The sequence below is a fragment of the Caulobacter sp. GW821-FHT09H08 genome (assembly GCF_059415885.1).
In genome coordinates this window covers 525568-552039 of the sequence record NZ_JBWKOC010000004.1, presented here as the reverse complement: position 1 = coordinate 552039, position 26472 = coordinate 525568, and the positions used below count along the sequence as shown (strand labels likewise).

General features: G+C 67.6%; 31 protein-coding genes. 15 read left to right on the top strand and 16 right to left on the bottom strand.

Annotation, left to right across the window (positions count from 1 at the left end; genetic code table 11):
- The first annotated feature begins 105 nt into the window (after positions 1 to 105).
- The 3 genes from AC07NN_RS17145 (at position 106) to AC07NN_RS17135 (ending at position 1467) form a co-directional block, all read left to right on the top strand.
- A complete protein-coding gene (locus AC07NN_RS17145; RefSeq protein ID WP_494643444.1) occupies positions 106 to 375 on the top strand; it encodes a zinc-finger domain-containing protein in 270 nt (89 codons plus the stop codon).
- A complete protein-coding gene (locus AC07NN_RS17140) occupies positions 353 to 814 on the top strand; it encodes an acyl-CoA thioesterase (protein ID WP_494643439.1) in 462 nt (153 codons plus the stop codon). The genes AC07NN_RS17145 and AC07NN_RS17140 overlap by 23 nt, the downstream gene beginning before the upstream one ends.
- An 89-nt stretch (positions 815 to 903) precedes the next feature.
- Entirely contained in the window at positions 904 to 1467 is a 564-nt protein-coding gene (locus tag AC07NN_RS17135) for a hypothetical protein (protein ID WP_494643434.1), read from the top strand.
- Here the strand turns inward: AC07NN_RS17135 and AC07NN_RS17130 are convergent.
- Complete coding sequence (locus AC07NN_RS17130) at positions 1464 to 2360, bottom strand: LysR family transcriptional regulator (protein ID WP_494643432.1); 897 nt, start codon at positions 2358 to 2360, stop codon at positions 1464 to 1466. The genes AC07NN_RS17135 and AC07NN_RS17130 overlap by 4 nt on opposite strands.
- 96 nt (positions 2361 to 2456) lie before the next feature.
- Here AC07NN_RS17130 and AC07NN_RS17125 point away from each other — a divergent pair, with 96 nt between their 5' ends.
- Genes AC07NN_RS17125 through AC07NN_RS17105 form a run of 5 tightly spaced genes read left to right on the top strand, consistent with a single transcriptional unit; the run spans position 2457 to position 4972 of the window.
- A complete protein-coding gene (locus AC07NN_RS17125) occupies positions 2457 to 3452 on the top strand; it encodes an aldo/keto reductase (protein ID WP_494643430.1) in 996 nt (331 codons plus the stop codon).
- A gap of 54 nt (positions 3453 to 3506) precedes the next feature.
- On the top strand, positions 3507 to 3902 hold the full coding sequence (locus AC07NN_RS17120) for a PaaI family thioesterase (protein WP_494643428.1): 396 nt from the start codon (positions 3507 to 3509) through the stop codon (positions 3900 to 3902).
- A gap of 5 nt (positions 3903 to 3907) precedes the next feature.
- Positions 3908 to 4303: an SRPBCC family protein gene (locus AC07NN_RS17115; RefSeq protein ID WP_494643426.1), complete on the top strand. Its 396-nt coding sequence runs from the start codon at positions 3908 to 3910 to the stop codon at positions 4301 to 4303.
- A complete protein-coding gene (locus AC07NN_RS17110) occupies positions 4300 to 4776 on the top strand; it encodes a GNAT family N-acetyltransferase (RefSeq protein ID WP_494643424.1) in 477 nt (158 codons plus the stop codon). The genes AC07NN_RS17115 and AC07NN_RS17110 overlap by 4 nt, the downstream gene beginning before the upstream one ends.
- 52 nt (positions 4777 to 4828) lie before the next feature.
- Entirely contained in the window at positions 4829 to 4972 is a 144-nt protein-coding gene (locus tag AC07NN_RS17105) for a hypothetical protein (protein ID WP_494643422.1), read from the top strand.
- A 60-nt stretch (positions 4973 to 5032) separates the two neighbouring features.
- On the opposite strand, the gene AC07NN_RS17100 is transcribed toward AC07NN_RS17105, so the two are convergent.
- The 7 genes from AC07NN_RS17100 to AC07NN_RS17070 form a co-directional block, all read right to left on the bottom strand.
- On the bottom strand, positions 5033 to 6655 hold the full coding sequence (locus tag AC07NN_RS17100) for a long-chain fatty acid--CoA ligase (protein ID WP_494643420.1): 1623 nt from the start codon (positions 6653 to 6655) through the stop codon (positions 5033 to 5035).
- Positions 6656 to 6720: 65 nt separating this feature from the next.
- The gene (gene leuB / locus AC07NN_RS17095; RefSeq protein WP_494643417.1) at positions 6721 to 7773 is read right to left on the bottom strand and encodes a 3-isopropylmalate dehydrogenase; all 1053 of its coding nucleotides are present in this window, start codon (positions 7771 to 7773) and stop codon (positions 6721 to 6723) included.
- A gap of 26 nt (positions 7774 to 7799) precedes the next feature.
- Positions 7800 to 8102 carry a putative quinol monooxygenase gene (locus AC07NN_RS17090; RefSeq protein WP_494643415.1) on the bottom strand — a complete coding sequence of 101 codons (303 nt, stop codon included), beginning with the start codon at positions 8100 to 8102 and terminating at the stop codon, positions 7800 to 7802.
- Positions 8103 to 8237: 135 nt separating this feature from the next.
- Positions 8238 to 8846 carry a 3-isopropylmalate dehydratase small subunit gene (leuD, locus tag AC07NN_RS17085; protein ID WP_494643413.1) on the bottom strand — a complete coding sequence of 203 codons (609 nt, stop codon included), beginning with the start codon at positions 8844 to 8846 and terminating at the stop codon, positions 8238 to 8240.
- The gene (locus AC07NN_RS17080) at positions 8843 to 9313 is read right to left on the bottom strand and encodes a hypothetical protein (RefSeq protein ID WP_494643411.1); all 471 of its coding nucleotides are present in this window, start codon (positions 9311 to 9313) and stop codon (positions 8843 to 8845) included. Before AC07NN_RS17080 ends, leuD begins: the two co-directional genes overlap by 4 nt.
- Before the next feature lie 37 nt (positions 9314 to 9350).
- On the bottom strand, positions 9351 to 10778 hold the full coding sequence (leuC, locus tag AC07NN_RS17075; protein ID WP_494643408.1) for a 3-isopropylmalate dehydratase large subunit: 1428 nt from the start codon (positions 10776 to 10778) through the stop codon (positions 9351 to 9353).
- Positions 10779 to 11086: 308 nt separating this feature from the next.
- On the bottom strand, positions 11087 to 12052 hold the full coding sequence (locus AC07NN_RS17070; RefSeq protein ID WP_494643406.1) for a LysR substrate-binding domain-containing protein: 966 nt from the start codon (positions 12050 to 12052) through the stop codon (positions 11087 to 11089).
- Between the two features lie 93 nt (positions 12053 to 12145).
- On the opposite strand from AC07NN_RS17070, the gene AC07NN_RS17065 reads away from it, so the two are divergent.
- Entirely contained in the window at positions 12146 to 12277 is a 132-nt protein-coding gene (locus AC07NN_RS17065) for a hypothetical protein (protein WP_494643404.1), read from the top strand.
- Positions 12278 to 12439: 162 nt separating this feature from the next.
- On the opposite strand, the gene rplS is transcribed toward AC07NN_RS17065, so the two are convergent.
- Both rplS and trmD read right to left on the bottom strand, forming a co-directional pair.
- Entirely contained in the window at positions 12440 to 12835 is a 396-nt protein-coding gene (gene rplS, locus AC07NN_RS17060; RefSeq protein ID WP_494643402.1) for a 50S ribosomal protein L19, read from the bottom strand.
- A 3-nt stretch (positions 12836 to 12838) separates the two neighbouring features.
- Entirely contained in the window at positions 12839 to 13576 is a 738-nt protein-coding gene (gene trmD / locus AC07NN_RS17055) for a tRNA (guanosine(37)-N1)-methyltransferase TrmD (protein ID WP_494643400.1), read from the bottom strand.
- A 163-nt stretch (positions 13577 to 13739) separates the two neighbouring features.
- Between trmD and AC07NN_RS17050 the strand changes: the two genes are divergently transcribed.
- Positions 13740 to 15347: a TadE/TadG family type IV pilus assembly protein gene (locus AC07NN_RS17050; protein WP_494643396.1), complete on the top strand. Its 1608-nt coding sequence runs from the start codon at positions 13740 to 13742 to the stop codon at positions 15345 to 15347.
- 78 nt (positions 15348 to 15425) lie between these two features.
- Here AC07NN_RS17050 and AC07NN_RS17045 read toward each other — a convergent pair whose 3' ends face one another.
- The gene (locus AC07NN_RS17045) at positions 15426 to 16361 is read right to left on the bottom strand and encodes an isopenicillin N synthase family dioxygenase (RefSeq protein WP_494643394.1); all 936 of its coding nucleotides are present in this window, start codon (positions 16359 to 16361) and stop codon (positions 15426 to 15428) included.
- Between the two features lie 178 nt (positions 16362 to 16539).
- Between AC07NN_RS17045 and AC07NN_RS17040 the strand changes: the two genes are divergently transcribed.
- The 3 genes from AC07NN_RS17040 (at position 16540) to AC07NN_RS17030 (ending at position 19433) form a co-directional block, all read left to right on the top strand.
- Positions 16540 to 17208 carry a YiaD family glycine zipper/OmpA-like lipoprotein gene (locus AC07NN_RS17040; protein WP_494643391.1) on the top strand — a complete coding sequence of 223 codons (669 nt, stop codon included), beginning with the start codon at positions 16540 to 16542 and terminating at the stop codon, positions 17206 to 17208.
- 104 nt (positions 17209 to 17312) lie between these two features.
- The gene (gene cerH, locus AC07NN_RS17035) at positions 17313 to 18371 is read left to right on the top strand and encodes a ceramide hydroxylase CerH (RefSeq protein WP_494643389.1); all 1059 of its coding nucleotides are present in this window, start codon (positions 17313 to 17315) and stop codon (positions 18369 to 18371) included.
- Between the two features lie 57 nt (positions 18372 to 18428).
- On the top strand, positions 18429 to 19433 hold the full coding sequence (locus tag AC07NN_RS17030) for a sterol desaturase family protein (RefSeq protein ID WP_494643384.1): 1005 nt from the start codon (positions 18429 to 18431) through the stop codon (positions 19431 to 19433).
- A gap of 185 nt (positions 19434 to 19618) precedes the next feature.
- Here AC07NN_RS17030 and AC07NN_RS17025 read toward each other — a convergent pair whose 3' ends face one another.
- From AC07NN_RS17025 to AC07NN_RS17015, 3 genes are read right to left on the bottom strand one after another with little or no spacing between them, the layout of a single operon-like run.
- Complete coding sequence (locus tag AC07NN_RS17025; RefSeq protein ID WP_494643382.1) at positions 19619 to 21520, bottom strand: monovalent cation:proton antiporter-2 (CPA2) family protein; 1902 nt, start codon at positions 21518 to 21520, stop codon at positions 19619 to 19621.
- A gap of 6 nt (positions 21521 to 21526) precedes the next feature.
- Positions 21527 to 22120 (bottom strand): glutathione-regulated potassium-efflux system oxidoreductase KefF, encoded by a 594-nt coding sequence (gene kefF, locus AC07NN_RS17020; protein WP_494643380.1) that lies wholly within the window; start codon positions 22118 to 22120, stop codon positions 21527 to 21529.
- Entirely contained in the window at positions 22120 to 22326 is a 207-nt protein-coding gene (locus tag AC07NN_RS17015; RefSeq protein ID WP_494643378.1) for a hypothetical protein, read from the bottom strand. The genes kefF and AC07NN_RS17015 overlap by 1 nt, the downstream gene beginning before the upstream one ends.
- Here AC07NN_RS17015 and AC07NN_RS17010 point away from each other — a divergent pair.
- Both AC07NN_RS17010 and AC07NN_RS17005 read left to right on the top strand, forming a co-directional pair.
- Entirely contained in the window at positions 22229 to 22939 is a 711-nt protein-coding gene (locus AC07NN_RS17010; RefSeq protein WP_494643376.1) for a CoA transferase subunit A, read from the top strand. The genes AC07NN_RS17015 and AC07NN_RS17010 overlap by 98 nt on opposite strands.
- Positions 22939 to 23580, top strand: coding sequence for a 3-oxoacid CoA-transferase subunit B (locus AC07NN_RS17005; protein ID WP_494643374.1), 642 nt, complete (start codon positions 22939 to 22941; stop codon positions 23578 to 23580). The genes AC07NN_RS17010 and AC07NN_RS17005 overlap by 1 nt, the downstream gene beginning before the upstream one ends.
- Positions 23581 to 23698: 118 nt before the next feature.
- Here the strand turns inward: AC07NN_RS17005 and AC07NN_RS17000 are convergent, their stop codons facing one another.
- Both AC07NN_RS17000 and AC07NN_RS16995 read right to left on the bottom strand, forming a co-directional pair.
- Positions 23699 to 24688 carry a DJ-1/PfpI family protein gene (locus AC07NN_RS17000; RefSeq protein WP_494643371.1) on the bottom strand — a complete coding sequence of 330 codons (990 nt, stop codon included), beginning with the start codon at positions 24686 to 24688 and terminating at the stop codon, positions 23699 to 23701.
- Positions 24689 to 24769: 81 nt separating this feature from the next.
- Positions 24770 to 26347 (bottom strand): ArnT family glycosyltransferase, encoded by a 1578-nt coding sequence (locus AC07NN_RS16995; RefSeq protein WP_494643369.1) that lies wholly within the window; start codon positions 26345 to 26347, stop codon positions 24770 to 24772.
- Positions 26348 to 26472 lie beyond the last annotated feature (125 nt).

Genomic DNA, 26472 nt, shown 5'->3' with positions numbered 1-26472 from the left:
CCTATGAGGCGCGCGTCGATTGACGGCGCCTTCGAGCGTCGCATAGGTATGCCTCGTTCGCGACGCCGCCAAGGCGTCACGTTCCGAATTCAAGGACTCGCCGATATGGCCAAGACCCCCGCCACCGCGCCGACCGCCATGGACCTGGACGCGATCGCCGGCCCCGCGCCCGAGACGATCTCGGTCCGCTCGCACCGCATCGCCTGCGATGGCGTCGGCGGGGCGCTGGGCCATCCGCGCGTGTGGCTGGAGATGGGCGCGGCCGGCTTTGTCGACTGCTCGTACTGCGATCGCCGCTTCGTGGCCTCGACGGCCGAGGGCGACGAGGACGAGCGCCTGGCCCCGGGCGTCTATGAAGGCGCCGGCGGCCACTAAGCCTGTGACCGACGAAATCGCGACGTCGAAGCGCGCCGAGACCCTCGCCAAGGCGTGGGAGCAGGCCGAGTGGCCGCACGAAGCCCCGGTGCTGCGCGCCATCGCCATGCCGTCCGACACCAATCCCGAAGGGGACATCTTCGGCGGCTGGCTGCTGTCGCAGATGGACCTGGCGGCGGCCTCGATCGCCTTCCACCGTGCAGCGGGCCGCTGCGCCACCATCGCCATCGACGGCATGACCTTCATCAGCCCAGTGTTCGTCGGCGACGAGGTCAGCCTGTTCGCCAAGGTCGTCCACACCGGCCGCACCTCGCTGAAGGTGGCGGTCGAGGCCTGGCGCCGCCGCCGCGACGGCGAGCAGGCCCACAAGGTGACCGAGGGCGTCTTCACCTTCGTGGCGATCGGTGAAGACCGGAAGCCCCGGCCGCTGCCGGTTTAGGTCTTTTCAGCAAGACCTCACATTTCCCTCATGCCGCTCAGGCGGCCTGAGCGCCATGGATCGAGCCTCATTCAACACGGGGCGACGCCATGAACGACCAACTCACCCAACCGACCACCACGCCGCGACGCGGCAGCCGCTGGAGCCTGATCGTCTGGGCCGGGGCGGGCCTGCTGCTGCTGGCTCCGCTGGTGGCCATGCAGTTCACCAAGGAGGTCGCCTGGACCGCCTTCGACTTCGCGGTCGCGGGAGCCATGCTGGCCATCGCCTGCGGGACGTTCGAGCTGGGCGTGCGGGCCTCCGGGAATATCGCCTTCCGCGCCGCCGTCGCCGTGGCGGTGGCGGTTGGCTTCTTCATCGTCTGGGCCTGTGGCGCCGTCGGAGTGATCGGCGACGAGAACAACGCGGCCAACCTGATGTTCGTGGCCGTGCTGGTCGTCGCCCTGGCCGGCGGCTTCGTCGGCCGGTTCCGGGCGGGCGGACTGGCGCGGGCCATGGTCGCCACCGCATTCGTCCAGGCCCTGGTCGCCATCATCGCCCAGCTGATGGGTTCGGCCGAGGGCTTCGTGGCCAGCGGCGTCTTCGCGGTTGGCTGGCTGCTGGCGGCCTGGCTGTTCGGCAAGGCCGCGCGGGACGAGGTCGCGGCGACCTAGACCAGTCGCTCGGCCTTCACGAAGTCGATGAAGGCCCGCAGCGGGGCGGGCATGTGGCGGCGGCTGGGATAGTAGAGATAGGGGCCGGTGAATGGGGGCAGCCAGTCCTCCAGCACCGCCTCCAGCCGTCCGGCCGCGATGGCGGGACGGACGAAGTCCTCGAAGGTGGCCAGGAGGCCGGCGCCCGCTTCGCAAGCGGCCAGTTTCAGGTCGCCGTCCGTGGTGGTCAGTCGGCCGGGCGGATTGAGGCGGATGACCTCGCCGTCCTTCTCGAACTCCCACGGGTACGACACGCCACTGGCGAAACGGTGGCGAATGCAGGCGTGGTCCAGCACCTCGCGCGGATGGGTCGGCCGGCCGTGCTCGGCGAAATAGGCCGGGGAGCCGACGACGACGAACCGCTGCGGGCCCGAGAGCGGCACGGCGATCATGTCCTTCTCCAGCCGCTCGTCGTAGCGCACCCCGGCGTCGAAGCCGGCGGCCAGAACGTCGATGAAGTTGTCGTCGGCGACGATCTCGACGGCGACGCCGGGGTTCTGGACCAGGAACTTCGGGATCAGGCTTGGGAACACCGTCTTGGCCGTCACGATCGGTACGTTGAGCCGCAGGGTGCCGGTAGGGCTGTCGCGGAAGGCGTTGACCTCGTCCAGGGCCAGGGAGACGTCGGCGAGGGCGGGGGACAGGCGCTCCAGCAGCTTCTGGCCGGCTTCGGTCGGGGTGACGCTGCGGGTGGTGCGGTTCAGGAGTCGTACGCCCAGCCGGGTCTCCAGCCGCCGCACCGCCTCGCTCATCGACGAGGCCGAGACGTTGCGCAGGGTCGCGGCCGCCCGGAAGCCCCGAGCATTGGCCACCGCCGTGAAGGCGTCGAGATCGGCGAAGTCGGCCTGCTGCATTGTGCGAAATCCAGAACAGCCCGTGCGGACTTATCCAGATTATCGCACGAAGTGATCGGGCGCATAAGCTTTCCCACACCTGACGGAGAGATCCCCATGAAGACCCGCCAACTTGGCCGCACCGGCCCCGTCATTTCCGCTTTCGGCCTCGGCTGCATGGGCATGTCGGACATGTACGGCCCCAGCGATCGGGCCGAGAGCCTGGCCACCTTCGACGCCGCCGTCGAGGCGGGCGTGACCCTGATCGACACCGGCGACTTCTACGGCATGGGCCACAACGAGATGCTGATCGGCGAGGCGCTGAAGAACCACAAGCGCGACAAGCTGGTGCTCAGCGTCAAGACCGGCGCCCTGCGCGATCCGAACGGCGCCTTTCTCGGCTTCGACAGCCGTCCGGCGGCGCTGAAGAACTTCCTGGCCTACAGCCTCAAGCGCCTGGGCGTGGATCACATCGACATCTACCGCCCCTCGCGCCTGGATCCGACCGTGCCGATCGAGGACACCATCGGCGCCATCTCCGACATGGTCCAGGCCGGCTGGGTGCGCCACATCGGCCTGTCGGAAGTGGGCTCGGAAACCATCCGCCGCGCGGCCAAGGTCGCGCCGATCGTCGACCTGCAGATCGAATATTCGCTGGTCTCGCGCGGCGTGGAGAAGGACATCCTGCCGACCCTGCGCGAGCTGGGCATCGGCATGACGGCCTATGGCGTGCTGTCGCGCGGCCTGATCAGCGGGCACTGGAACAAGGACAGCGGCAAGGCTGGGCGCGATTTCCGAAGCTTCAGCCCGCGGTTCGTCGGCGAGAACCTCGACGCCAACCTCGCTTTGGTCGAGGCCCTGCGCGCGGTGGCCGAGGCCAAGGGCGTGACCACGGCCCAGGCCGCCATCGCCTGGGTGGCCTCGCGCGGCGACGACATCGTGCCGCTGATCGGCGCCCGCCGCCGGGACCGCCTGAGCGAAGCCCTGGGCGCGCTGGATGTGAACCTGACGGCCGAGGACCTCGCCGCCATCGAGGCCGCCGTGCCGGCGCAGGCCGTGGCCGGCACGCGCTATGCCGAGGCGATGATGACCCACCTCGACAGCGAGCGCTGACCACCTTCACGCCCCATCTTGCCTGACGTGGGGAGACGGGGGTGAAATGCTCGCATGAGCATCCCCGCCTTCGACCTCGACCTGCTGCCGTTCGCCGCCCTGATGGGCGTCTCGGTAACTCACGCCGCCCCCGACCGCGTCGAGGGGCGGCTCGTCGTTCGGCCCGACCTTTGCACCGCCGGCGGCATCCTGCATGGCGGGGCGGCCATGGCCCTGGCTGATACGCTTGGGGCCATCGGCGCCTTCCTCTCGACACCGGACGGCAAGCGCACCACGACGCTGGAAAGCAAGACCAACTTCATCGGCTCGGCCAAGGTCGGGAGCGCGGTCGTGGCGACCGCCATCCCGCTGCACATCGGCAGGCGCTCCAGCGTCTGGACCACGCGGATCGAGACCGAAGAGGGCAAGCTCGTGGCGGTGGTCACCCAGACCCAGATGACAGTGGAGTAGCAGCCATGTTCGAGTCTCGGCACATCAGCATCCGGATCCACAAGAGCGCGGCGGAGGTCTACGCCTTCACCAAGGACCCCGAGAGCTTCGTGAAGTGGGCGGCGGGCCTGGCCTCGGGCCTGACCCGCGACGGAGACAGCTGGATCGCCCACGGTCCGGGCGGCGACGTCCATGTGCGGTTCTCGCCCGAGAACCCGTACGGCGTGCTGGACCACTGGGTGACCCTCCCCGACGGGACCGAGCTCTACATGCCGCTGCGGGTGGTCGCGAACGGCGCGGCGGCCGAGGTGGTGCTGACCCTCTACCGGCCGCCCGGGATGTTCGACGCCGCCACCTTTGAGCGCGACGCGGCGGCGGTGGGCCGCGATCTGGCGAAGCTGAAGGCGCTGGTCGAAGCATGATCACCCTGCGCACCACCCGGCCCGGCGACCTGGGCTGGATCATCCAGCGGCACGGCGAGCTCTATGCGGCCGAAGAGGGCTGGGACCATCGCTTCGAGGGCGTGGTGGCCGGCGTCGTCGCCGACTACGTCAAAACCTTCGACCCGGCCCGCGAGGCCTGCTGGATCGCCGAGCATGAGGGCAAGCCCGTCGGCTCGATCATGATGGCCAAGGAGACCGACACGGTCGGCCGCCTGCGCCTGCTGCTGGTCGAGCCCTCGGCGCGGGGGCTGGGCGTCGGCGAGACCCTGATCCGCGCATGCCTGGCCTTCGCCCGCGAGGCCGGCTATGCCGAGGTGGTGCTGTGGACCCAGAGCAACCTGCTGCCCGCGCGACGGCAGTATGCGAAGTTCGGCTTCGTGCTGGAGGAAAGCTGGGACTATGACGGCTTCGCCGAGGGGCTGACCTCGGAGAGCTGGCGGTTGAAGTTCTGACGCCGAGAATGGCGCTGGCGCGAGCGGAAGATTTCGCGCAACTCTAGGCGCCATGAAGCTGATGTTCCTCGACCGTTGGCGGCAAGCGCCGCTGACCACGGCGTTCCAGGTGATCCTGGCCCTCGTCCTGCTCCGCCTCGTGATGGAGTTCGGAGGCGGGTTCGTCGATGGCATGATCGCCGGGTTCGCGGACTGACTTTTCTATTTTGACGCATTTTCTGACGACGAACCGGCGTCCACTTCGTCGGAAAATGCTCTAGCCGCCGGCGAGATGCCCCTTCCAGGCCTCGCGCAGGACCTTCTTGTCGATCTTGCCGGTGGCGGTGAGCGGGACCGAGGCGAAGACCACGTCGTCCGGCGTCCACCACTTCACGATTCTGGGCGCCAGGTAGTCGAGCACGGCCGCCTTGCTGACCTCCGAGCCCTCGTGCGCCTCGATGACCAGCAGGGGGCGCTCCTCCCACTTGGGGTGCGGCACCCCGATCACGGCGGCGATCTTCACGCCCGGGCAGCCGACGGCGACGTTCTCCAAGTCGATCGAGCTGATCCACTCGCCGCCCGACTTGATGACGTCCTTCTGGCGGTCGGTGATGCGCATGAAGCCGTTGGCGTCCAGCGTGGCGATGTCGCCGGTGTCGAACCAGCCGTCCTCGCGCGCGGCGTCGGCCTCCTTGCGGAAGTAGCGCCGCACCACCCAGGGGCCGCGCACCAGCAGGGCGCCGGAAGTCTCACCGTCCCAGGGGGCGTCGCCGCCGTCCTCGGTCTCGACCTTCAGCTCGATGCCGAACTGCAGGCGGCCCTGGCGGGTCCAGATGGCTTCGTCCATGGCCTCTTCGCCGAGCGCGGCGAGGGCGGGGGTGGGGGTGGCGACGACGCCGATCGGGCAGGTTTCGGTCATGCCCCAGATCTGCAGGGTCTGGACGCCGTAGCGGCGCTTGAACGCCTCGGCCATGGCGCGCGGCACGGCGCTGCCGCCGATGACCACCTTCTTCAGGCTGTCCGGCCGCTGGCCGGTCTTGTCCAGCCAGTCGAGATACATGGTCCAGATCGTCGGCACGCCGCCGGTGAAGGTGACGCCCTCGCCCTCGATCAGCTGGTGCAGGCTGGCGCCGTCCATCTTGTCGGCGGGCAAGACGAGCTTGGCCCCGCAGATCGGCGCGCTGAACGGCAGGCCCCAGGCGGTGGCGTGGTAGAGACTGGAGCAGGGCATGACCACGTCGAAGGCGGTGAAGCCGAACGCGCTGTTGAGGCCCCCGGCCATGGCGTGCAGCACCACGGCGCGGTGCGAATAGAGCACCCCCTTGGGGTCGCCGGTCGTGCCCGAGGTGTAGCAGAGGAAGGCTCCGGCGTTCTCGTCGAAGGACGGCCAAGCGATCGTGTCGGGCTCGCCGGCGATCAGGGTTTCGTAGCTGATCGCTCCGACCGATCCGGGGATGGTTCGTTCGGCGTCCGACAGCATGACGAAGGTCTTCACCGTGGTCAGCTGCGGGGCGATCCGCTCGACCAGGGCGGCGAAGTTTCGGTCGAAGAACAGCACCGCGCTTTGCGCGTGATTGATCGTGTAGACGATCTGCTCGTCGAACAGGCGCGGGTTGGCCGTGTGGAGCACCGCGCCGATGCCGGGGACGGCGTAGAAAAGCTCCAGATGGCGGTGAGTGTTCCAGGCCAGGGAGGTGACCCGGTCGCCGGCCTTGACCCCCAGGCGCTGGAGGGCATTGGCGGCCTGGCCGGCGCGGCGCGCCAGGCCCGCATAGTCGTAGCGATGCAGCGGTTCGTCGATCAGCCGCGAGATGATCTCGCGCGCGCCGTGAGCCTGGGCGGCATAGGTCAGGATGCTGCTGATCATCAGCGGCGTCGTCTGCATCAGGCCCGGGATCATCGGTTCCTCCCAACTCTTATCGTTGGGAGGAACCTAGGACCTGTAACGGTTGTTCGGGAAGGGGCTTAGAGCGCCGCCAGCACCGCGTCGCCCATCTGGGCGGTGGTCAGCGAGCCGCCGAGGTCGCGGGTGCGGGCGCCGGTGTCGAGAGCGGTCTTGACCGCCGCCAGGAGGACGTCGGCGGCCTCGACCTGCTTCAGCGACCAGCGCAAGGCCATCTCGAACGACAGGATGGCGGCCAGCGGATTGGCCAGGCCCTTGCCGGCGATGTCGGGGGCCGAGCCGTGGATGGGCTCGTAGAGGCCCGGCTTGTTCGGGTCGCCGATCGCCGCCGAGGGCAGCATGCCCAGCGAGCCGGTCAGCATGGCCGCGGCGTCCGAGAGGATGTCGCCGAACAGGTTGTCGGTGACGATGACGTCGAACTGCTTGGGCGCGCGGACCAGCTGCATGGCGCAGTTGTCGGCCAGGATGTGCTCCAGCTGGACGTCCGGATATTCGCGGGCGTGCAGGTCAGTGATGACCTGCTTCCACAGCAGGCCCGACTCCATGACGTTCGACTTCTCGGCCGAGTGGACCTTGTTGGTGCGGCCCCGGGCCAGTTCGAAGGCCACGCGGCCGACGCGCTCGATCTCGCTGGTCGTGTAGACGGCGGTGTCGAAGCCCTTCTTCTGGCCATCGGCCAGGGTCTCGATGCCGCGCGGCTCGCCGAAATAGACGCCGCCGACCAGTTCGCGCACGAACATGATGTCCAGACCCGAGACCAGCTCGGTCTTCAGGCTGGACGCGCCGGCCAGGGCCTCGAAGCAGTAGGCCGGACGCAGGTTGGCGTAGACGTCCATGGCCTTGCGCAGGTTCAGCAGGCCGGCTTCCGGGCGCAGATGGCGCGGAGCGGTGGCCCACTGCGGACCGCCGACGGCGCCCATCAGCACCGCGTCGCTGGCGATGGCCTGGTCGCGCACCTCGTCCAGCAGCGGTGTGCCGTGCGCGTCATAGCTAGAGCCGCCATAGGGGGCTTCCGACACCTGGAGGTCCGGGGTGAGGGCGGCCGCCACGCGGCGCACCTGCGCGCAGACTTCGGGGCCGATGCCATCGCCGGGCAGGAGCAGCAGGGTGGACATGGGAGCTTCTCTCTAGATCTTGCGGCTTAGATTTTACGGTAGTCGGAAACGTCGAAGGAACTGAGGTCGCGACTGTGGACGCCCAGCTCGGCGCAGGCGGCGCGCCAGGCGGCCATGTGCGGGGTGTCGCGATGGAATTCCAGCGCCGCCTCGCTCTCGAAGTGCTCGTAGACCCGGATCAGGCCGGGATCCAGCGTGTCCTCGGTCAGGGCGTAGTCCAGGCAACCCGGCTCGGCGCGGGTGTTCTCGACCTGGACGCGGAGGTGCGGGCGCAGGTCGGCCAGGCGGTCAGGGGCGATGCGGATCGTGCCGGCGAGGATGATGGTCATCTTCTGGATCTCCCCCTTCCCCCATCGATGGGGGAAGGGCCAGTGATGGGGGTGACAGCCTGTCGGGGTCTGGCGCGGCCGAACCGCCGCGTCACCCCACCCCTACCCCTCCCCATCAAGGGGAGGGGAGGCGGTTCAGGCCTCCAGCCAGGGCTGGCTGATCGCGCGCTTGCTCTCGAACACGTCGATGTCGCCGCCGTGCTGCAGGGTCTCGCCGATGGCGTCGAGGCCCTTGAGCATCTTCTCTTTCCGGACGGGATCGATGTCGAAGCCGATCGTCTTGCCCGACGGCGAGACCACGGTCTGGGCTTCCAGGTCGACGCTGACCATGTGGTTGCCGCCTTTGGCCTCATCCATCAGGAGCGACAGGTCTTCAGCGCTGACCACCACCGGCAGCAGGCCGTTGTTGAAGCAGTTGTTGTTGAAGATGTCGGCGAAGCTGGTCGAGATCACGCACATGATCCCGAAGTCCATCAGGGCCCACGGGGCGTGCTCGCGCGAGCTGCCGCAGCCGAAGTTGTCGCCGGCGATCAGCACGGACGCGTTCTTGTACTCCGGCTTGTTCAGCACGAAGTCGCCGATCTCGTTCCCGTCGCCGTCGAAGCGGAAGTCGTAGAACAGACCCTTGGCCAGGCCCTCGCGCTCCACGGTCTTGAGGAACTGCTTGGGGATGATCTGGTCGGTGTCGATATTGGCCAGCTCCAGCGGAGCCGCGCGGCCGTCGAGGCGGGTGAAAGCTTTCAAGTCGAGGCCTCCGAAAGGCGGTCTTCGATAACCAAGCGTCTGGTCGCCCAGATCGCGATGAGAATGGCCACGAGCGGCCAAAACAAAGGAAGCCAGACCTGCTGAGCTTGCTCGAGCCAGAGCCGGATAACCTGGCGGCTATCGACTGTCAGCATGACCAGCTCATCACCCACGGCTACATACCGAACTTCTAGGGGCGAGGCGACATCCGCCATATCCTGCAGGCTGTTGAAGGGTATGCAGTCGCCTCTTCGGCCTGTTGCGCAGTCGTAGACGAGCGGCCGCGCCCTCCCGACCACTCCCATGCTGAAGATGAAGCCGTTGTAGGTCGGCGAAATCTCCGTCCATTCGAGCACGCCCGCCTCTGGTTTGGCGAGGAACGGGAAGTCCAGCCGCGGGGGTTGGAAAGCGATGCCCAATCCTGCCAATGCAACGGCGAACAGCATTGCTGCCGCAAACCGCTTCATCGACTCGTTCCAACCAAAGTTCACGCGGCTCGCCGCCTCAATCCAGGAAGGTCCGGACGTCGACCAGGTGACCCGCGATCGCCGCCGCCGCCGCCATGGCGGGGGAGACGAGGTGGGTGCGGCCGGCGCGGCCTTGGCGGCCTTCGAAGTTGCGGTTGCTGGTCGAGGCGCAACGCTCCTGCGGGGCCAGCTTGTCGGGGTTCATGGCCAGGCACATCGAGCAGCCGGGCTCGCGCCAGTCGAAGCCGGCGGCCTTGAAGATGGCGTCCAGGCCTTCTTCCTCGGCCTGTTCCTTCACCAGGCCTGAGCCGGGGACGACCATCGCCTTGACGTGCGGGGCGACGAGGCGGCCGTGCAGGAAGGCTTCCTGCACCACGGCGGCGGCGGCGCGCATGTCCTCGATGCGGCTGTTGGTGCACGAACCGATGAAGACGCGGTCGATGCGGGCTTCCGAGATCGGCTGGCCGGCGGTCAGGCCCATATAGTCCAGCGCCCGGTGAGCGGCCGCGCGCTTGTCGGGCGTGGCGAAGCTTTCCGGATCGGGGACATTGCCGGTGACCGGGATGACGTCCTCGGGGCTGGTGCCCCAGGTGACCATCGGGACCAGGGCCGAACCGTCGATGACCACGGTGCGGTCGAAGACGGCGTCGTCGTCGGTGAAGAAGGTCTTCCAGTGCGAGGCGGCCATGTCCCAGGCCGCGCCCTTCGGCGCGGCGGGCTTGCCCTGGATATAGGCGAAGGTCTTCTCGTCCGGGGCCACCAGGCCGGCCTTGGCGCCGCCCTCGATGGTCAGGTTGCAGAGGGTCATGCGACCCTCCATCGACAGTTCGCGCACGGCCTGGCCGGCGAACTCGATGACATAGCCGGTGCCGCCGGCGGTGCCGATCTCGCCGATTACGGCGAGAGCGATGTCCTTGCCGGTGACGCCAGGAGCCAGGCTGCCGTCGACGCGGACCAGCATGTTCCTGGCCTTCTTCTGGCGCAGGGTCTGGGTTGCCAGGACGTGCTCGACCTCGGACGTGCCGATGCCGTGGGCCAGGGCCCCGAAGGCGCCGTGGGTCGAGGTGTGGCTATCGCCGCAGACGATGGTCATGCCCGGCTGGGTGCGGCCCTGCTCGGGACCGACCACGTGGACGATGCCGTTGCGGATGTCGCCCATCGGGAAGAATTCGATGCCGTTGTCGGCGACGTTGCGGGCCAGCGTCTTGAGCTGCAGGCGCGCTTCCTCGTCGGCCACGGCGTCGACGCCGAGCGCCTGGCCCTCGGTCGGGATGTTGTGGTCGGCCACGGCGAGGGTGCGATCGGGCCGGCGCACCTTGCGGCCGGCCGCGCGAAGCCCTGCGAAGGCCTGCGGGGTGGTGACCTCATGGATGAGGTGCAGGTCGATATAGAGGATGGCCTCGCCGTCGGTTTCGCTGACGACGTGGGCGTCCCAGATCTTGTCGTAAAGGGTTTTGCCGGACATGGCGGGGATATAGGGCGGATCATGCGCCAAAATCCAGTGGTGCCCCGCCTCCGCGACAATTTCTTGCGCCCTGTGGCTCTGCAGCCTTCAAGAAAAGCAATGGCGTGCCCCAAACGACATAGGGCGCGCCTGTGTTTCGGCGCGCCCTAGCATCATTTTCAGCCTTCGAGGGCCGATGGCTCCGCTCGAAGAGGGCCGTCCACTAGAAAGGAGACGGTCTGGAAGCCCGGCTGACGCCGGGGGTAGGGGGATCATGTCACGGAACGAAGGTTTGTCAATCTAGGTGCGTTCGCACCTAAGCTTGACCATTAGGCGCCCGGCCGTGACAGGGGCGAGGCCGTGGGTTTCTCCAGCGGCGCGACGGCGGCATAACGGGCGATCAGCGGATCGGCGGCGGCCTGGGCCAGGACCCAGTCGCGGAAGGCGGCGATCTTGCGCACCCGGGCCCGGTCGCTGGGATAGGCCAGCCAGTAGCCGCCCATGTAGCGGGCCACCACGTCGAACGGCATAACCAAGCGGCCCTCGGCCAGCTCGCGGGCGAAGAAGATCGGCGAGCCCAGGGCCGCGCCGTGGCTGGCCAGGGCGCTGGCCACCTCCAGGGCCTGGGCGTCGGAGGCCAGGCGCGGCTCGCGCCGATCGCTCTCGATCGCGACACCGGCGGCCTGGAACCATTCCTCCCACTCGCGGGCGATGCCGATGCGCGGGACATCCAGCAGGTCCTCGGGTCGCTTGAGGCCGCCGATCCGCTCCAGGAACTCGGGCGTGCAGAGCGGCGTCTGGACGGCGGGGATCAGGAAATGGGCGGTCATGCCCGGCCATTTCCCCTGGCCGCCGCGCATGGCCATGTCGACGCCTTCGCGCGACAGGTCGATCACCCGGCTGGACGCCTCAAGGCGCACGGCGATGCGCGGATGGGCCATCTGGAAGCCGCCCAGACGCGGGGCCAGCCATTGGCCGCCCAGGCTCTGGACCGTGGTGATCGACAGCACCCCGTCCTCGGTCTCGACCAGGTCCGAGACCGCCGAGCGCAGCAGGGAGATCGCCTCGGTGGAGGCTCTCGACAGGCGCTCGCCCGCCGGGGTCAGGGTCACCTCGCGCGGCAGGCGGTTGAAGAGCGGCTGGTCCAGGCGCTGTTCCAGCGCCTTCACCTGCCAGCTGACGGCGGCCTGGGTCACGCCCAGCTCGTCGGCCGCGCGGGTGAAGCTCTTCAGGCGAGCGGCCGCCTCGAAGACGCGAATGGCGCTGAGCGGCAGGCGGGCGAGGATGTCGGGCATAAGTAAGGCTTATGGATAGCCAAGGAGGCCGCATTTGTCACGGGCTCGCAGAACGGCGATTTTCGTCATCACGAAAATCCAAGGAAGGCGACGATGATGGACCTGGCGCTCAAGACCCATAAGGAAGCCACGTTCGGCTGGGTGCTGATCCTGCAACAGCTGTGGACCGCCCTGCGCACGCCGTCGCCGCCCCGCAAGTATCCGCGCCTGATGGCGCCGCGATAAGGAAGGTTGAGCACTGCGCTCAAATCTTACCGTCATTCCCGCCACAAGGGCGGGAATGACGGGAGATAAGGAAAAGGGGGGAGTGCGCCTCTCGCGCTCCAAAAAGAAAAAGGCCCCGGCGTTACCGCCGGGGCCTCGTTCATGTCTCGAAGATCGAGAGCCTTAGGCTTCCGTCGAGGCCGAAGCCTTCGGGCTGCCAGCGCGCTCGGCGATACGAGCCGACTTACCGCGACGGTCGCGCAGGTAGTACAGCTTGGCGCGACGGACGACGCCGCGACGCTTGACTTCGATGCTTTCGATGCTCGGCGAGAGCAGCGGGAACAGACGTTCCACGCCTTCGCCGAACGAGATCTTGCGGACCGTGAAGCTCTCGTGGACGCCGGTGCCGGCGCGGGCGATGCAGACGCCCTCATAGGCCTGAACGCGCTCGCGCTCGCCTTCCTTGATCTTCACGTTGACGCGCAGGGTGTCGCCGGGACGGAATTCCGGGATCGCGCGGACGGCCAGCAGACGGGCCGCTTCTTCTTGCTCGAGCTGAGCGACGATGTTGATCGCCATGGTCTATTCTCCTTTGGGCTTACCCGTTTTCGGGCCGCCTTTTGCCTGTTGATTGGCGAGATGCGTTTCCCAGAGATCTGGACGCCGCTCGCGGGTCGTTTCTTCACGCATACTCTTGCGCCATTGGTCGATCCGCTTGTGATCGCCCGACAGCAGCACCTCGGGGATATCCAGTCCTTCGAACGTCCGCGGTCGCGTGTACTGCGGATGTTCGAGGAGGCCGTCCTCGAAGCTTTCTTCCAGCGTGCTCTCGATATTCCCCAGAACACCCGGGGCAAGTCGAACACACGCCTCGATCACGACCATCGCCGCCGCCTCGCCACCGGCAAGGACCGCGTCTCCGACCGAGACCTCCTCGAACCCTCGGGCGTCTAGCACCCGCTGATCCACCCCCTCGAAGCGGCCGCACAGCACCACGATACCGGGCGCCTTGGACCACTCTCTTACGCGCGCCTGGGTCAGGGGCCTGCCCCGGGCGCTCATGTACAAAAGCGGCCGACCATCCAGCTCCACACTATCGAGCGCAGAGGCGATGACGTCCGCTTTGAGCACGGCTCCCGCGCCGCCACCCGCGGGGGTGTCGTCGAGGAAGCCGCGCTTATCCTTGGAAAAGGCCCGAATGTCCAGTGTTTCCAAACGCCACAGGTCCTGTTCCTTCCAGGCGGTCCCGATCATCGAGACGCCGAGGGGGCCCGGGAAGGCCTCGGGGAACATGGTCATGACGGTGGCGGTGAACGGCATCCCGGCTCTTTAGCCGCACGCGGGCCTGGAGTCGAAGCCGGTATTTCGGAGCGCCGGCTCCGCAGGGGCGAACGGCGTTCACCAAGGCCGTTTTCGGCTTGTTCACCCTCGTGCGCGATGTTCACGCGGAGAAGTCACGTCTGGAAACGCCCGGGAAACGCCGATGTCGAGCCAAAGCCGCCCCTTCCGACGCCTGGTTGAAGGCGTCGTCGCCTTTGCCGGCCGTCTGCGGCGCGACCAGCGCGGCGCCATCGCCGTGCAGTTCGCGTTCCTGGCCATTCCGTTGTCGGTGCTGGTCTTCGCCCTGGTCGACCTGGGCCGCATCAGCCTGCAGCGCCGGCAGATGCAGGACGCCCTGGACGCCTCCACCCTGATGGCCGCCCGCTCCACCGCCGTCACGGACGCGGAACTGGAAGCGGTCGGCGACCCCGCCTTCGTGGCCGAGATCGCCGGCCTGAACATGGGCCTGACCGCCTCGGCCGCCACGTTCAAGAACGCGACCGACAACCACGTCGTCGGCACCGCGACGGCGACCCTGAAGCCGATCATCGCCAATCTGTGGAAGAGCGGCGACGTCACCATCGTCGCCACGTCGGACGTGGTGCGGTCGTCGAAGAACCTGGAAGTGGCCGTGGTGCTCGACATCACCGGCTCGATGTCGGGGTCCCGGATCACCGACCTGAAGACCGGCGCGTCGGACCTGGTCGACATCATCGTCAAGGACGTGCAGGCGCCCTTCTATTCCAAGGTCGCGATCGTGCCGTACTCGGTTGGCGTCAACGTCGGCTCGTACGCCGACTCCGTGCGGGGGCCAGTGACCTCGCGGTCCGTCACGGGCGTCACCAAGGCCAACAACGCCGTCGTCACCTCGAACGGCCACGGCTACATCGTCGGCGACAAGGTGGCCATGAGCGGCATCGGCGGCATGACCTCGCTGAACGGCAACACCTATACGATCAGCGCGGTGACAACGAACACGTTCACCATCAACGCCAACACCTCCAGCGCCTCGACCTACACCTCGGGCGGTACGGCGACCTGCGACACCAGCACCAATCCGGGTTGCACGAACTTCACCTTCACCAGCGCGGCTAACACCACCGAGACGCGCCCGATCAGCACCTGCGTCAGCGAGCGGACGGGCACGGACTCCTATCTCGATACCGCGCCCAGCACCTCGTACGTCGGACGCAACTACACGACCCAAAGCGCCAACCCCTGCCCGACGGCCGAGATCATGCCGCTATCCAGCGACAGGACGGCCCTGAAGGCCAAGATCACCGGCCTGTCGGTCGGCGGCTCGACGGCCGGCCAGATCGGCTTCACCTGGGGCTGGTACATGATCTCGCCGAACTTCGGCTACCTGTGGCCCAATGCTTCGCAGAAACCGGCCGCCTACAAGACCAAGGACCTGATGAAGGTCGTGGTGCTGATGACCGACGGCGCCTTCAATACCCCCTACTGCAAGGGCGTCATCGCCAAGGATGCCGACTCCGGCAGCGGCAGCAGCGACGACCACATCAACTGCAATTCCACCAACGGCGACCCCTTCACCCAGACCAAGAAGGTCTGCGACGAGATGAAGAAGTCGGCCTACGAACTGACCATCTACACGGTCGGCTTTGACGTGGACGATGACGACGCCAAGGCGATGCTGAAGTACTGCGCGACCGACTCGACCAAGGCCTTCTTCCCGTCGACCGGTTCGGAGCTGAAGTCCTCGTTCAAGGCCATCGCCCAGGAGATCTCGTCGCTACGGATCGCCAAGTAGCGCCAGCCCTTACGGTCCAACGAAAAAGCCCCGCCGAGCGATCGGCGGGGCTTTGTCTTGTCCGGGATTGCGCCGCCCTTAGGCCAGCTTGATCTCGCGCAAGCGCTGCTGGAGGAACTCGTCGGCCGTGATCGACTCCGGATAGCGGTCCGGGTTCTCGGGCGTGACGCAGTTGGGCAGGGTCTTGATCTCGTAGTCCGACGCGAAGTGCAGGAAGAACGGCGTCGAATAGCGCGGGATGTGGCGGCGCTCGGGTGGCGGGTTCTGCACGCGGTGGATGGTCGAGGGCAGGACGTGGTTGGTCAGGCGCTCCAGCATGTCGCCGATATTGATGACGATGCAGCCCGGGGGCGGGTTGATCGGCAGCCACTCGCCATTGCGGTCCTGCAGCTCCAGCCCGCCTTCCTCGGCGCCCATCAGCAGGGTGATGGTGTTGATGTCGCCATGAGCCCCGGCGCGCACGCCCGTGGCGTCCAGCGGGATCGGCGGATAGTGCAGCAGGCGCAGCACGCTGTTGCCGTTCTCGACGGTCGGCTTGAAGAAGTCGCGGTCCAGCTTCAGGTAGGTGGCGATCGCCTCCAGCACCTTGCCGCCCATGTTGTCGAGCGCGTTGTAGAACCAGCTGACGTCATGCTTGAAGGCCGGGATCTCGGCCGGCCAGACGTTGTCGGCCATGGTGGCGCGGAAGCGGTGGCCGGGCGGCAGGTCGCGGCCCATGTGCCAGAATTCCTTCAGGTCGTGGTGCGTCGCGCCCTTGGCGGTCTCGACCCCGAACGGGATGTAGCCGCGCGCGCCGCCCTTGATCCCGGCATATTGCTTCTTGGTCTCGACCGGCAGGGCGAAGAACGCCTTGGTGTCGGAAATGGCCGCGTCGATGCGGTCCTGGGGAATGTCGTACTCCGACAGCACCGCGAAGCCGTAGCGCTCGAACGACGCGCCCAGCTCCTGGGCGAAGCGCGGGAAGTCCTTGCTGTAGAGGGAGAACGAGATCGGATCGATGGCGGACGTGGACACTTCTGCGAGCCCCAAGAAAGCGAATACGGGAATGAGTAAGTTCTTTCTTACTACACCGAATTGAAGCCGAAACGAAGGCCGTTCAGCTTCGCGTCATGTGCGGTGTTGGAACTTGACCATAAGACGGGCGTTTGCCCGAGTGACGTTGATCTACAACAAACACACGAGGGTTGCGAGAATGCGCAAGTTTGCTTTGGCCGCTCTGATGCTTGGCGCCAGCGCCCTGGTCGCCTGCTCGACCACCGATCCCTATACCGGCATGAAGGTGCGCAACAACACCGGCACGGGCGCCCTGGCCGGGGCCGCGGGCGGCGCGCTGCTGGGCTATCTGACCAACACCAACAAGGGCGAGCAGGGGCGCAAGAATGCCCTGATCGGCGCGGGCGTCGGCGCGCTCGCGGGCGGCGCCATCGGCAATTACATGGACCGCCAGCAGGCCGACTTCCGCCGCAGCCTGGAAGGCTCGGGCGTCATGATCCGCCGCAACGGCGACCAGATCGTCCTGGTCATGCCCAGCGACGTGACCTTCGCGGTCGACAAGTCGGACGTGCAGCCGCAGTTCACCAAGGTGCTGGACGACGTAGCCCGCACCCTGAACGCCTATCCGCAGACGACCATCGACGTGGTGGGTCACGCCGACAGCAGCGGTCCGGACGACTACAACCAGACCCTGTCGGAACGCCGCGCCAGTGCGGTGGCCGGCTACCTGACCAATCCTGGCCGGGTGCTGCAGGACCGCATCTTTGTGGCCGGAATGGGCGAACGCCAGCCGATCGCGGACAACGCCACCCCGGCCGGCCGCGCCCAGAATCGCCGGGTCGAGATCATCCTGCGGCCGCTGACCTAGCTACGCGTAAGGGCGCACAATCGTCGCGCCCAAGACGCAAACAGTTGCTTTTCCCTCGCGCCATCGCCAATTCGTCACCTCGAATGGCGCGGCGCGAGGACGAAGTGGCGAAGACGGCGAGCGAAATCAGTCTGACGCGGCAGGCCCAGGTCCTGGCCGAAGACCTGATGACGCCGAACGCGGCCGTCTACTGGATCGACCTGATCGCGTCGGTCGTCGTCATGTGGGCCGGTTTCGCGGTGGCCGTGACGACCTCGAACGTGGTGATCGGCCTGGTCGCCGGCGCCGTCAGCGTGCTGGCCCTCTATCGGGGCCTCAGCTTCATCCACGAACTGACCCACCTGCGCGCCGACGAGACGCCAGGCTTCCTGTTCGGCTGGAACGCCCTGGTCGGCGTCCCCCTGATGACGCCCTCGCTGATGTACGAGGGCGTGCACAACATCCACCATATCAAGGACCGTTTCGGCACGGCCCTGGATCCGGAATACCTGCCGCTGTCGCGCTTCACGCCGCTGAAGCTGGCCGTCTTCCTCTTCATCGCCTTGTTGGCGCCGCTGGGCGTGATCCTGCGTTCGGCGATCCTGATCCCGCTGTCGTTCTTGATCCCGCCCTTGGGCCGCTACGTGAAGACCAGGCTGTCGGCCCTGATGATCAATCCCGACTTCGTGCGCGAGGACCTGCATCGCTGGCGCGCCGGCTGGATCGCCCAGGACGTCGCGTGCTGGCTGTGGTCGTGGGCGGTGATCGTGACCATGGCTCTGGGCTGGCTGCCGGTCCGCTATGTGCTGACGGGTCTGGCGATCTTCTCGGTCGCCACCTTCGTCAACCAGGCCCGCACCCTGGTCGCCCACCACTGGGACAACGACGGCGACAAGATGAGCCTGGAGGAGCAGTTCCTCGACTCGGTCAACGTCCCGCCGCCGAACCTGGCCTCGGAACTGTGGGCGCCGGTCGGCCTGCGCTACCACGCTCTGCACCACCTGCTGCCGCGCCTGCCATACCACAACCTCGGCAAGGCCCACGCTCGGCTGGCCCAGGAACTGGGCTCGGACTCGATCTATCACCGCGCGTCCGAGAAGGGTCTGTTCGAAGCCCTCGCTGACCTCTTCCGCCGGGTTGGTCGGAAGAACCGGGCCGGGACCGCCGACCAGCCGGCCCATTAAGCGGCGGTTGAGGCGTCTTCGCTAAGAAGGTTTCCTGCTTCACGGGGACCTTCGGGCGTGACCACCGGTTCGACAGGGATCGACTTCGCCGCCGCCGGCCATCGGCTGGCCGCGCCGCTGTTCGACACCTTGCTGCCTCTGGGCTCGACCTTTTCCCTGGTCTCGCTGGCCTGCGCCCTGGTCATCGTCGCCGCGCACATCGTGCTGAGCCGCCGTTCGCGGGGCCGCAAGACCTCGCCGCGCCTGCTGCTGAGGGCGCTGTTTCCCCGCAAGATCTGGCTGACGGCCTCCAGCCGCGCCGACCTCGTGTTTTTCGTCTTCAACGTCTGGTGCGCCGGCGTCCTGCTGAGTGGCGCGCTGCTGTCGAGCCAGGCGATCACCCAGGGTCTGTCCGGCTGGCTGGGCGCGACACTGGGCGAGGGGCCGCTGAGCGCGACGCCCTGGCCGATCGTGGCGGTGGTCGGGACGGTGGCGGGCTTCCTGGCCTACGAGTTGGGCTACTGGCTCGACCATTGGCTCAGCCACAAGGTCAAGTTCCTGTGGGCCTTCCACAAGGTCCACCACACGGCCGAGACGCTGACGCCGCTGACCGTCTACCGCGTCCACCCGATCGAGAGCCTGAAGTTCGCCAATATCGCCGCCCTGGCCACCGGCGGGACCGGCGGGGTGCTCGCCTGGGCGTTCGGTTCGGCCTGGCACGCGCCCCTGATGTTCGGCCAGAACGCCATCTTCCTGGTGTTCGTGATGACGGTGATCCACCTGCAGCACTCGCACGCCTGGATGACGTTCGCGCCGCTGGGCAAGTGGCTGCTGAGCCCGGCCCACCACCAGATCCACCACTCGGCCGACCCCGCCCATTTCGGCAAGAACCTGGGCAGCTGCCTGGCGGTCTGGGACCGGCTGTTCGGGACGCTCCACGTCCCTGGCGAGCGCCCGGCGGGTTTGACGTTCGGCGCGGTGGCGGAAGATCCGCACAGCCTGACCGGGGGCTTCGCGACGCCGTTCGTGGAGGCGTTCAAGGGGGAAGCGATCCCGGAGGCGGTCGCCATTCCAGCGGAATAGAGCGAACCAAAGAACCCGCCTTCCTAGGCCTTGTGCCTAGGACCCATGGCGCGGCTTGGCTCCAGGCTTCCGTGAGATCACCGCCAGCGTGGGCGCACAGCGGGTCGAACCCATCGCAAGCTGAAGGATGGTTCCTAGGCACAAGGCCTAGGAAGGCAGGGGGTTGAACGGGGAGAGGTACAAACCTACTCCGCCCCCTCCTGCTCCGCGCGCTCCCGCAGTTCCTCGTCCAGGCTGGCCGTATCCCAGGCGCCGCCCGCATCCCCCGGCCGCATGCGGTGCAGGTCGGCGTCGAGCAGGCGGTCCATGGTCTGGGCCGCGTCGCGGGAGGCCAGGATATAGGCCTCCTCCTGGCCCCACATCGGGCGCAGCTCCTCGAACACCCGGCGGTCGTGGCGGCGGAAGAAGGCGGCGGCCCGGTGAGCCCGGTGGGCGCGGAAGCCCAGCCGCTGCAGGGCCGTGGCGCCCAGGGCGAGCGCCGACTCGAAGGTCTCGCGCTCGACCGCGTCGGCGCCGTTGGCGAGCAGGTCGTACGCGTGGCGGCGGTCCCAGGCGCGGGCCAGGATGGTCAGGTTCGGGAACGCCTTGCGGGCGGTCTCGACCAGCTCGACGGTCTTCTCGCGGTCGTCCAGGGCGACGATCAGCATCCGCGCCCGGTCGGCGCCGGCTTGGCGCAGCAAGTCCAGGCGCGTGGCGTCGCCATAGTGCACGCGGCGGCCGAAGCGGCGCAGCAGCTCGATCTGCTCGATGTCGCTGTCCAGAACCGTCGACTTGAAGCCGTTGGCGCTGAGCAGGCGGCCGGTGATCTGACCGAAGCGCCCGAAGCCGGCGATGATGATGTCCGGCTCGCCCTCGTCGAAGTCGCCGGTGTCGGGGACGACGTCCGGGATGGCCGCGTCCAGCAGGGCCGCGATGCGCTCGTAGAGGATCATGGCCACCGGCGTCAGCGCCATCGAGACGGCGACGGCGGCGGTCAGCAGGGCCGCCAGCTGCGCGCCGATCACGCCCGCGCCGACCGTGAAGCTGAGCAGCACGAAGGCGAACTCGCCGCCCTGGGCCAGAGCCGTGGCGACCGCGGCCGCACCGCGCATGGGGGCGCCGAACATCCGGGCCAGGCCCAGCAGGACCAGGAACTTCAACAGCATCAGCCCAACCACCAGCCCGATCAGGGTCAGGGGCTGGCTGGCGATCAGGGGCAGGTTCACGCCGGCGCCGACGGTGATGAAGAAGAGGCCCAGCAGCAGGCCCCGGAAGGGCTCAATGTCGGTCTCCAGTTCGCGGCGGAACTCGCTCTCGGCCAGCACCACCCCGGCCAGGAAGGCCCCGAGGGCGGGGGACAGGCCGACGATCTGCATCAGGCTGGCCACCGCCACCACGATCAGCAGGGCCGCGGCGACGAAGATCTCGCGCAGCCGCGCCTTGGCGATGAAGCGGAACACGGGGCGAACCAGATAGCGCCCGCCGCCGACCACGGCCGTCACGGCCGCGAACACCGACAGGGTCTGGGCCCAGACCGGCAGGTGCGAGACCAGGCTCCCGCCATGCCCGCCGGCCGCGCCGTGGGTTTCCGGCGCGACGGTCGCCAGCAAGGGCAGCAGGGCGAACATCGGAATGACCGCCAGGTCCTGCAGCAGCAGGATGCCGAAAGCGGCGCGGCCGACGGGGCCTTGCCTGAGACCCTTCTCGTCGAGGGTCTGCAGCACGATGGCCGTGGACGACATGGCCAGCACCATCCCGACCGCGAGCGCGGTCTGCCACGGCAGGCCCAGCAGCATCGAGGCTCCGGCGATGGCCACCGAGGTGCCGACCACCTGGGCGCCGCCGAAGCCGAAGATGGCCTTGCGCATGTCCCACAGCATCGAGGGCTGCACCTCGAGGCCGATCAGGAACAGCAGGATGACGACGCCGAACTCGGCGAACTTCATGACGTCGGCCTGGGCGCCGATCAGGCCCAGGGCGAACGGGCCGATGACCACGCCGGCGATCAGATAGCCCAGCACCGAGCCGAGCCCGAGGCGCTTGGCGATCGGCACCGAGACGACGGCCGCGCCCAGATAGACCAGGGTCTGGGTAAGGAAGTTCTCCATGCGCCCTTACGCCTCCGTCTTCAGCGGCAGCAGCGAAGCCACCCGCGCCCTGTAACGCTCGGCCTCGGCCTTCAGCGCCGCATCGTCCTTCACCGAGGCGCCGTGCACGACGAACGGCGTCTCCCATTCCATGCCGCACAGATGGGCGGTCTGCTCCAGCGGGCGCAGGAACTCGTCCATCGAGAAGCGGTTGTAGCCGTGGGCGTGATAGGCCTTGGCCGTGGCGCCGGTGGTGCAGCCGACGAACAGCTTCTTGCCCTTCAGCGCCTCGCCGCCCTCGCCATAGGCGAAGCCGTGCAGCCAGACGAGGTCCAGCCACTCCTTCATCAACGATGGGGTCGAGTACCAGAACAGCGGGAACTGCAGGGCGATGACTTCGTGCGTGCTCAAGGCGGCCTGCTCGGCCTCGATGTCGATCACGAAGTCCGGATAGGTCTCGTACAGGTCCTTGAAGGTGACGCCGGGAAGGCTTTTGGCGGCCTTCGCCAGGGCGCGATTGGCGCGAGAACGTTCAAGCGCGGGGTGGGCCAGCACCAGAAGCACCCCGGGGGTCTTGCCGGAGGTGGCGGGCGTCACGGAGCCGGTGCTAGCGTCGGTCATCAAGCGGCCCTTCGGGAAAATAATTCATCAAGGGTTGAATTTCTTCGCGGCTCGGGCGACACGGTTCGCCCAGCGTCGGACGTATAAGTCCGGGGATAGGGAGACACCATGGTCGACAAGGTGAAGAAGGACGCCATCGAGGCCCTTTCGGGGCTGTTGTTCGACGGCATGACCATCATGGCCGGCGGGTTCGGCCTGTGCGGCATTCCGGAGAACCTGATCGCGGCGATCCGCGAGGCGGGCACGAAGGACCTCACGGTCATCTCCAACAATTGCGGCGTCGACGGCTTCGGCCTGGGGATCCTGCTGGAGAACCGCCAGATCAAGAAGATGGTCTCGTCCTATGTGGGTGAGAACAAGCTGTTCGAACAGCTCTACCTCAGCGGCGAACTGGAGCTGGAGTTCAATCCGCAGGGCACCCTGGCCGAACGCATCCGTGCGGGCGGCGCGGGCATCCCGGCCTTCTTCACGCGCACCGGCTACGGCACCCTGGTCGCCGAGGGCAAGGAAGTGCGCGAGTTCGACGGCGAGATGTACGTGATGGAGCGCGGCCTGACCGCCGACCTCGCGATCGTTAAGGCCTGGAAGGCCGACGCCGAGGGCAACCTGATCTATCGAAAGACCGCCCGGAACTTCAATCCGATGATGGCCACGGCGGGGCGCAAGACCGTCGTCGAGGTCGAGGAGCTCGTCGCGATCGGCGCCCTGGACAAGGACGCAATCCACACGCCCGGCATCTATGTCGACAACATCGTCGCCGGCGCGAAGTTCGAGAAGCGCATCGAGCGCGTGACCACCCGCCAGAAGGAACAAGCGTAATGGCTTGGACGCGCGACGAGATGGCGGCCCGCGCCGCCAAGGAGCTGCAGGACGGCTTCTACGTGAACCTGGGCATCGGCATCCCGACCCTGGTGGCGAACTACATCCCGGAAGGCATGCACGTCACGCTGCAGAGCGAGAACGGCATGCTGGGCATGGGCCCCTTTCCTTATGAGGGCGAGGAGGACGCCGACCTGATCAACGCGGGCAAGCAGACGATCACCGAGCTGGACTCGAGCTCGTACTTCTCGTCGGCCGACAGCTTCGCGATGATCCGCGGCGGCCATATCGCCCTGTCGATCCTGGGCGGCATGCAGGTCTCGGAAAACGGCGACCTGGCCAACTGGATGGTGCCCGGCAAGATGGTCAAGGGCATGGGCGGGGCCATGGATCTGGTGGCCGGCGTCAAGCGCGTGGTGGTCGTGATGGACCACTGCGAGAAGTCGGGCGCGCCTAAGCTTTTGAAGCAGTGCTCGCTGCCGCTGACGGGCGCTGGTGTTGTCGATCTGCTGATCACCGAACTGGGCGTCTTCGAGATCAATCGCGGCAAGACGCCAGTGAAGCTGATCGAGCTGGCGCCGGGCGTGACGGTGGACGAGGTGAAGGCCAAGACCGAGGCGGCGTTCGAGGTCAGCCTCTAAAGACCGGTGGCGCGATAACCTCGTCCTTCGACAAGCTCAGGATGAGGTTATCGGCTAGCGCCGGGCTCGAAGTCGGACCTCACCCTGAGCCTGTCGAAGGGCGAGGCCCGCCGCGCCTTCATTTTTCCAGCCAGTACGGATGCTCCAGCGTGAGCGCCACGTACCGCGCCGTAGCCTTGCCATAGGCCTGCGCGATCTCCCCCAGCACCGTCGCCGGATCGCCTGACCGCGCCTCCACCGACCGTCCCGCATGCGGCGGCTTCGTCGGCGCGATCACCTGCAAGCCGTGTCGCGACACCGCGTCCCGACTGGCGAAGGCCTCCGAGCGATTGGTCCGTGACCAGGCGTCCAGGCTCGTCGCGAAGGCCAGCTCGTCGAAACCGTCGGCGATCCGCACCGAGACCTTCTCGGCCCGCCAGACATTCATCCAGCCTGAGAGCCCGGTCATCGCCGCGTCGCCGCCGACCCGGAACGCCGCGCCGTCATGGGCCTGGGCGGGCGCCGGAACGTTCAGTCGCGTCACCGTGGCGCGCATTGTCTCTTCTCCCGCCAGGTCGCGCAGCAGCGCCAGGCTGGCCGGGATCGAGGCCGTCACGCCGGCGGTGGTGGTGACAGGGCCATCGACGATCCAGCGCCGGTCGCGCCGCCAGTCCACCTTCGGATAGGTCTTGGCCAGGCGGTTCAGTTCGTACCAGTGGGTGGTGGCCGCGCGGCCGTCCAGCAGACCGGCGTGAGCCAGGGTCTCGGCCCCGGCGCAGATCGAGACGATGCGGACTCCAGCCTTGGCCTGTTCGCGCAGCCAGGCGTCGCGGGCGGGGTCATAGGCCGGCATCATGAAGGGGACGACGATGACGTCCGGGCGCTGACGAAGGCTGGCATAGGTCGCTTGCGGGCGGACCCAGGCCAGGCCGGGCATCAGCCGCACGGGCGCCAGGCTGGGCGCGATGACCTTCACCTCGACCGCGCCGGACTCGGCCAGCACGGCATAGGGTGCAATCAGGTCGGTGGTCTCCGTGCCACGCGGGTCGGCCAGGATCACGACCAGGGGCTTGGCCATGGCTGGAGCGCCAGCGACCAGGGCCAGCAGGAAAACGAAAAGACGCAGCATCGGAACCTCCCGTGAGACGCGGGAAGCATCGACGGCGGGCGGCTCCGCGAAAGGACGGGGATCCCTCGAAAGCCGCCAGGGTCAGCCGGGCTTGCGCTTCGGCTCCGGCGGCAGGCCGGTGATCGGGTCGCGGGGCAGGGGAGCGAAGCCCTGGGCGATGAACAGGTCGATCCGGCGCGAGCGCTTCTTGTCCAGGCGCACGCGGGAGATCTGCAGGGCGGAGCTGGTCTTGAAGTCCTGCTCGATCTCGGGGCGATAGCCGCCCTCCAGGCTGACGATCAGCGCCCGGCGGCCGTGCGGCTCGTCCATCGGCGTCTCCGCCTCGGCCTGGTTCTGCGGATAGGCCTCGTGCACCCACATGCGCAGCGGCGGCGCGCCCGGCTGGCCGAAATAGTCGCGGCCGTAGTAGGCGGCGGCGTTGTAGACGAAGCGGTCGTCCATCGCGACGGCGGTGACCCCGCCGCGCAGGGCCTGTTCCTCGCTGGCCCGCTCGACGATCGCCTGCACCGTCTGGTCCCAGCCGCGCACGCGCTTGAAACCGTTCGACAGGCCGGTGGCGTCGGCGACCCTGGGGCTGATCATGCAGGCGACGAAGAACAGGGCGAACAGGGCCTGGAAGGCCAGGCCGCCGATCAGCCACTTGCGGGCGTTCCAGCGCAGAAGCCAGCCAGCGGCCAGCACCGAGCCGGCGACGAAGGCCGCGCCGGCCCAGTTGGCGTTGGCGCGCGAGACGAAGGCCTCGCCGGCCACGACGATCAGCGGCGGCGCGGCGAAGCACAGCAGCAGCAGGTCCGGCGAGGCCAGCTTGCGCTTGGCCCCCAGCCAGATCGCCCCGCCCAGCAGGACCGCGAACGGCACGGGGCCGAACACGCCGAACTGCGAGCCGATGAACTCGATCAGCTCACGGAAATTGAACAGGCTGTGCGCACCCCAGTTGGCGTTCGAGGCGGTGTGCTTGACGGTCGAGAAGTGGTGGCTGGCGTTCCAGGCGAAGTTCGGGGCCAGGGTCAGGACGAAGGCGGTAACGAACAGGACCGCGGCGGCCGGGCACCAGCGCTTGCGCGCCTCCTTCGAGATGACGAAGTGCAGGGCGATGCTGCCCAGGGCGTAGACGGCGGCGTATTTCGACAGGAAGGCCAGGCCCAGGGCCACGCCCATGCCGAACGCGACGAAATAGCGGCGCGGGGCGTAGGCGTCGGCCAGGTCGACATAGGCCCAGATCGTCAGGGACAGGAACAGCAGCAGCGGCGCGTCGGTGGCGATCAGGCCCGAGGACAGCACCACGCCGGGCATCAGGCTGTAGATCGCGGCGGCGACCAGGCCCGCCCAGCCGCCATAAAGGCGCCGGGCGATGCGATGAATCACCAGAGCGGTGATTCCGTGCAACAGCGGCGCGGAGAGGCGCACCCAGGCCTCGGCGTCACCCCCGATGGTTGTGGTCAGCCAGATCAGCCAGGCGATCATCGGCGGCTTGGAGAAGTAGCCGAACGCCAGCTCCCGCGACCACAACCAGTACTGGGCCTCGTCCGGATAGAGCTCTAGCGGGGTCGCGAACAGGGCGAGCAGGCGCACGATCGTCAGCCCGCCGACCATCAGCAGCGTCAACCGCCACGCGCGGGCCTCGACCGGGAATTGTGCGGTGTCTGGAGCGGCTTGCATGACGCCTGATTAACCAAGTAAGAAAAAACTGACCAATTCTTCCGCTTATCCGAGGGTTTGTGACAGTTTGTGGGTGGGCGTGGCGATTCCGTCACCAAACCTTCTAAAACTTTCGCTAAACGGCC

Coding starts and splice junctions, on each gene's coding strand:
- AC07NN_RS17050 (WP_494643396.1), top strand. CDS start 13,740: ATGTCGAGCCAAAGCCGCCCCTTCCGACGCCTGGTTGAAGGCGTCGTC.
- AC07NN_RS17080 (WP_494643411.1), bottom strand. CDS start 9,313: ATGAAGCGGTTTGCGGCAGCAATGCTGTTCGCCGTTGCATTGGCAGGA.
- rplS (WP_494643402.1), bottom strand. CDS start 12,835: ATGGCGATCAACATCGTCGCTCAGCTCGAGCAAGAAGAAGCGGCCCGT.
- AC07NN_RS17065 (WP_494643404.1), top strand. CDS start 12,146: ATGATGGACCTGGCGCTCAAGACCCATAAGGAAGCCACGTTCGGCTGG.
- AC07NN_RS17115 (WP_494643426.1), top strand. CDS start 3,908: ATGTTCGAGTCTCGGCACATCAGCATCCGGATCCACAAGAGCGCGGCG.
- AC07NN_RS17040 (WP_494643391.1), top strand. CDS start 16,540: ATGCGCAAGTTTGCTTTGGCCGCTCTGATGCTTGGCGCCAGCGCCCTG.
- AC07NN_RS17125 (WP_494643430.1), top strand. CDS start 2,457: ATGAAGACCCGCCAACTTGGCCGCACCGGCCCCGTCATTTCCGCTTTC.
- AC07NN_RS17025 (WP_494643382.1), bottom strand. CDS start 21,520: ATGGAGAACTTCCTTACCCAGACCCTGGTCTATCTGGGCGCGGCCGTC.
- AC07NN_RS17105 (WP_494643422.1), top strand. CDS start 4,829: ATGAAGCTGATGTTCCTCGACCGTTGGCGGCAAGCGCCGCTGACCACG.
- AC07NN_RS17070 (WP_494643406.1), bottom strand. CDS start 12,052: ATGCCCGACATCCTCGCCCGCCTGCCGCTCAGCGCCATTCGCGTCTTC.
- leuC (WP_494643408.1), bottom strand. CDS start 10,778: ATGTCCGGCAAAACCCTTTACGACAAGATCTGGGACGCCCACGTCGTC.
- AC07NN_RS17145 (WP_494643444.1), top strand. CDS start 106: ATGGCCAAGACCCCCGCCACCGCGCCGACCGCCATGGACCTGGACGCG.
- AC07NN_RS17000 (WP_494643371.1), bottom strand. CDS start 24,688: ATGCTGCGTCTTTTCGTTTTCCTGCTGGCCCTGGTCGCTGGCGCTCCA.
- AC07NN_RS17110 (WP_494643424.1), top strand. CDS start 4,300: ATGATCACCCTGCGCACCACCCGGCCCGGCGACCTGGGCTGGATCATC.
- AC07NN_RS16995 (WP_494643369.1), bottom strand. CDS start 26,347: ATGCAAGCCGCTCCAGACACCGCACAATTCCCGGTCGAGGCCCGCGCG.
- AC07NN_RS17135 (WP_494643434.1), top strand. CDS start 904: ATGAACGACCAACTCACCCAACCGACCACCACGCCGCGACGCGGCAGC.
- leuB (WP_494643417.1), bottom strand. CDS start 7,773: ATGTCCACCCTGCTGCTCCTGCCCGGCGATGGCATCGGCCCCGAAGTC.
- AC07NN_RS17090 (WP_494643415.1), bottom strand. CDS start 8,102: ATGACCATCATCCTCGCCGGCACGATCCGCATCGCCCCTGACCGCCTG.
- AC07NN_RS17015 (WP_494643378.1), bottom strand. CDS start 22,326: ATGCCGCACAGGCCGAACCCGCCGGCCATGATGGTCATGCCGTCGAAC.
- trmD (WP_494643400.1), bottom strand. CDS start 13,576: ATGCCGTTCACCGCCACCGTCATGACCATGTTCCCCGAGGCCTTCCCG.
- AC07NN_RS17130 (WP_494643432.1), bottom strand. CDS start 2,360: ATGCAGCAGGCCGACTTCGCCGATCTCGACGCCTTCACGGCGGTGGCC.
- kefF (WP_494643380.1), bottom strand. CDS start 22,120: ATGACCGACGCTAGCACCGGCTCCGTGACGCCCGCCACCTCCGGCAAG.
- AC07NN_RS17010 (WP_494643376.1), top strand. CDS start 22,229: ATGGTCGACAAGGTGAAGAAGGACGCCATCGAGGCCCTTTCGGGGCTG.
- AC07NN_RS17005 (WP_494643374.1), top strand. CDS start 22,939: ATGGCTTGGACGCGCGACGAGATGGCGGCCCGCGCCGCCAAGGAGCTG.
- AC07NN_RS17100 (WP_494643420.1), bottom strand. CDS start 6,655: ATGATCCCGGGCCTGATGCAGACGACGCCGCTGATGATCAGCAGCATC.
- AC07NN_RS17140 (WP_494643439.1), top strand. CDS start 353: ATGAAGGCGCCGGCGGCCACTAAGCCTGTGACCGACGAAATCGCGACG.
- AC07NN_RS17120 (WP_494643428.1), top strand. CDS start 3,507: ATGAGCATCCCCGCCTTCGACCTCGACCTGCTGCCGTTCGCCGCCCTG.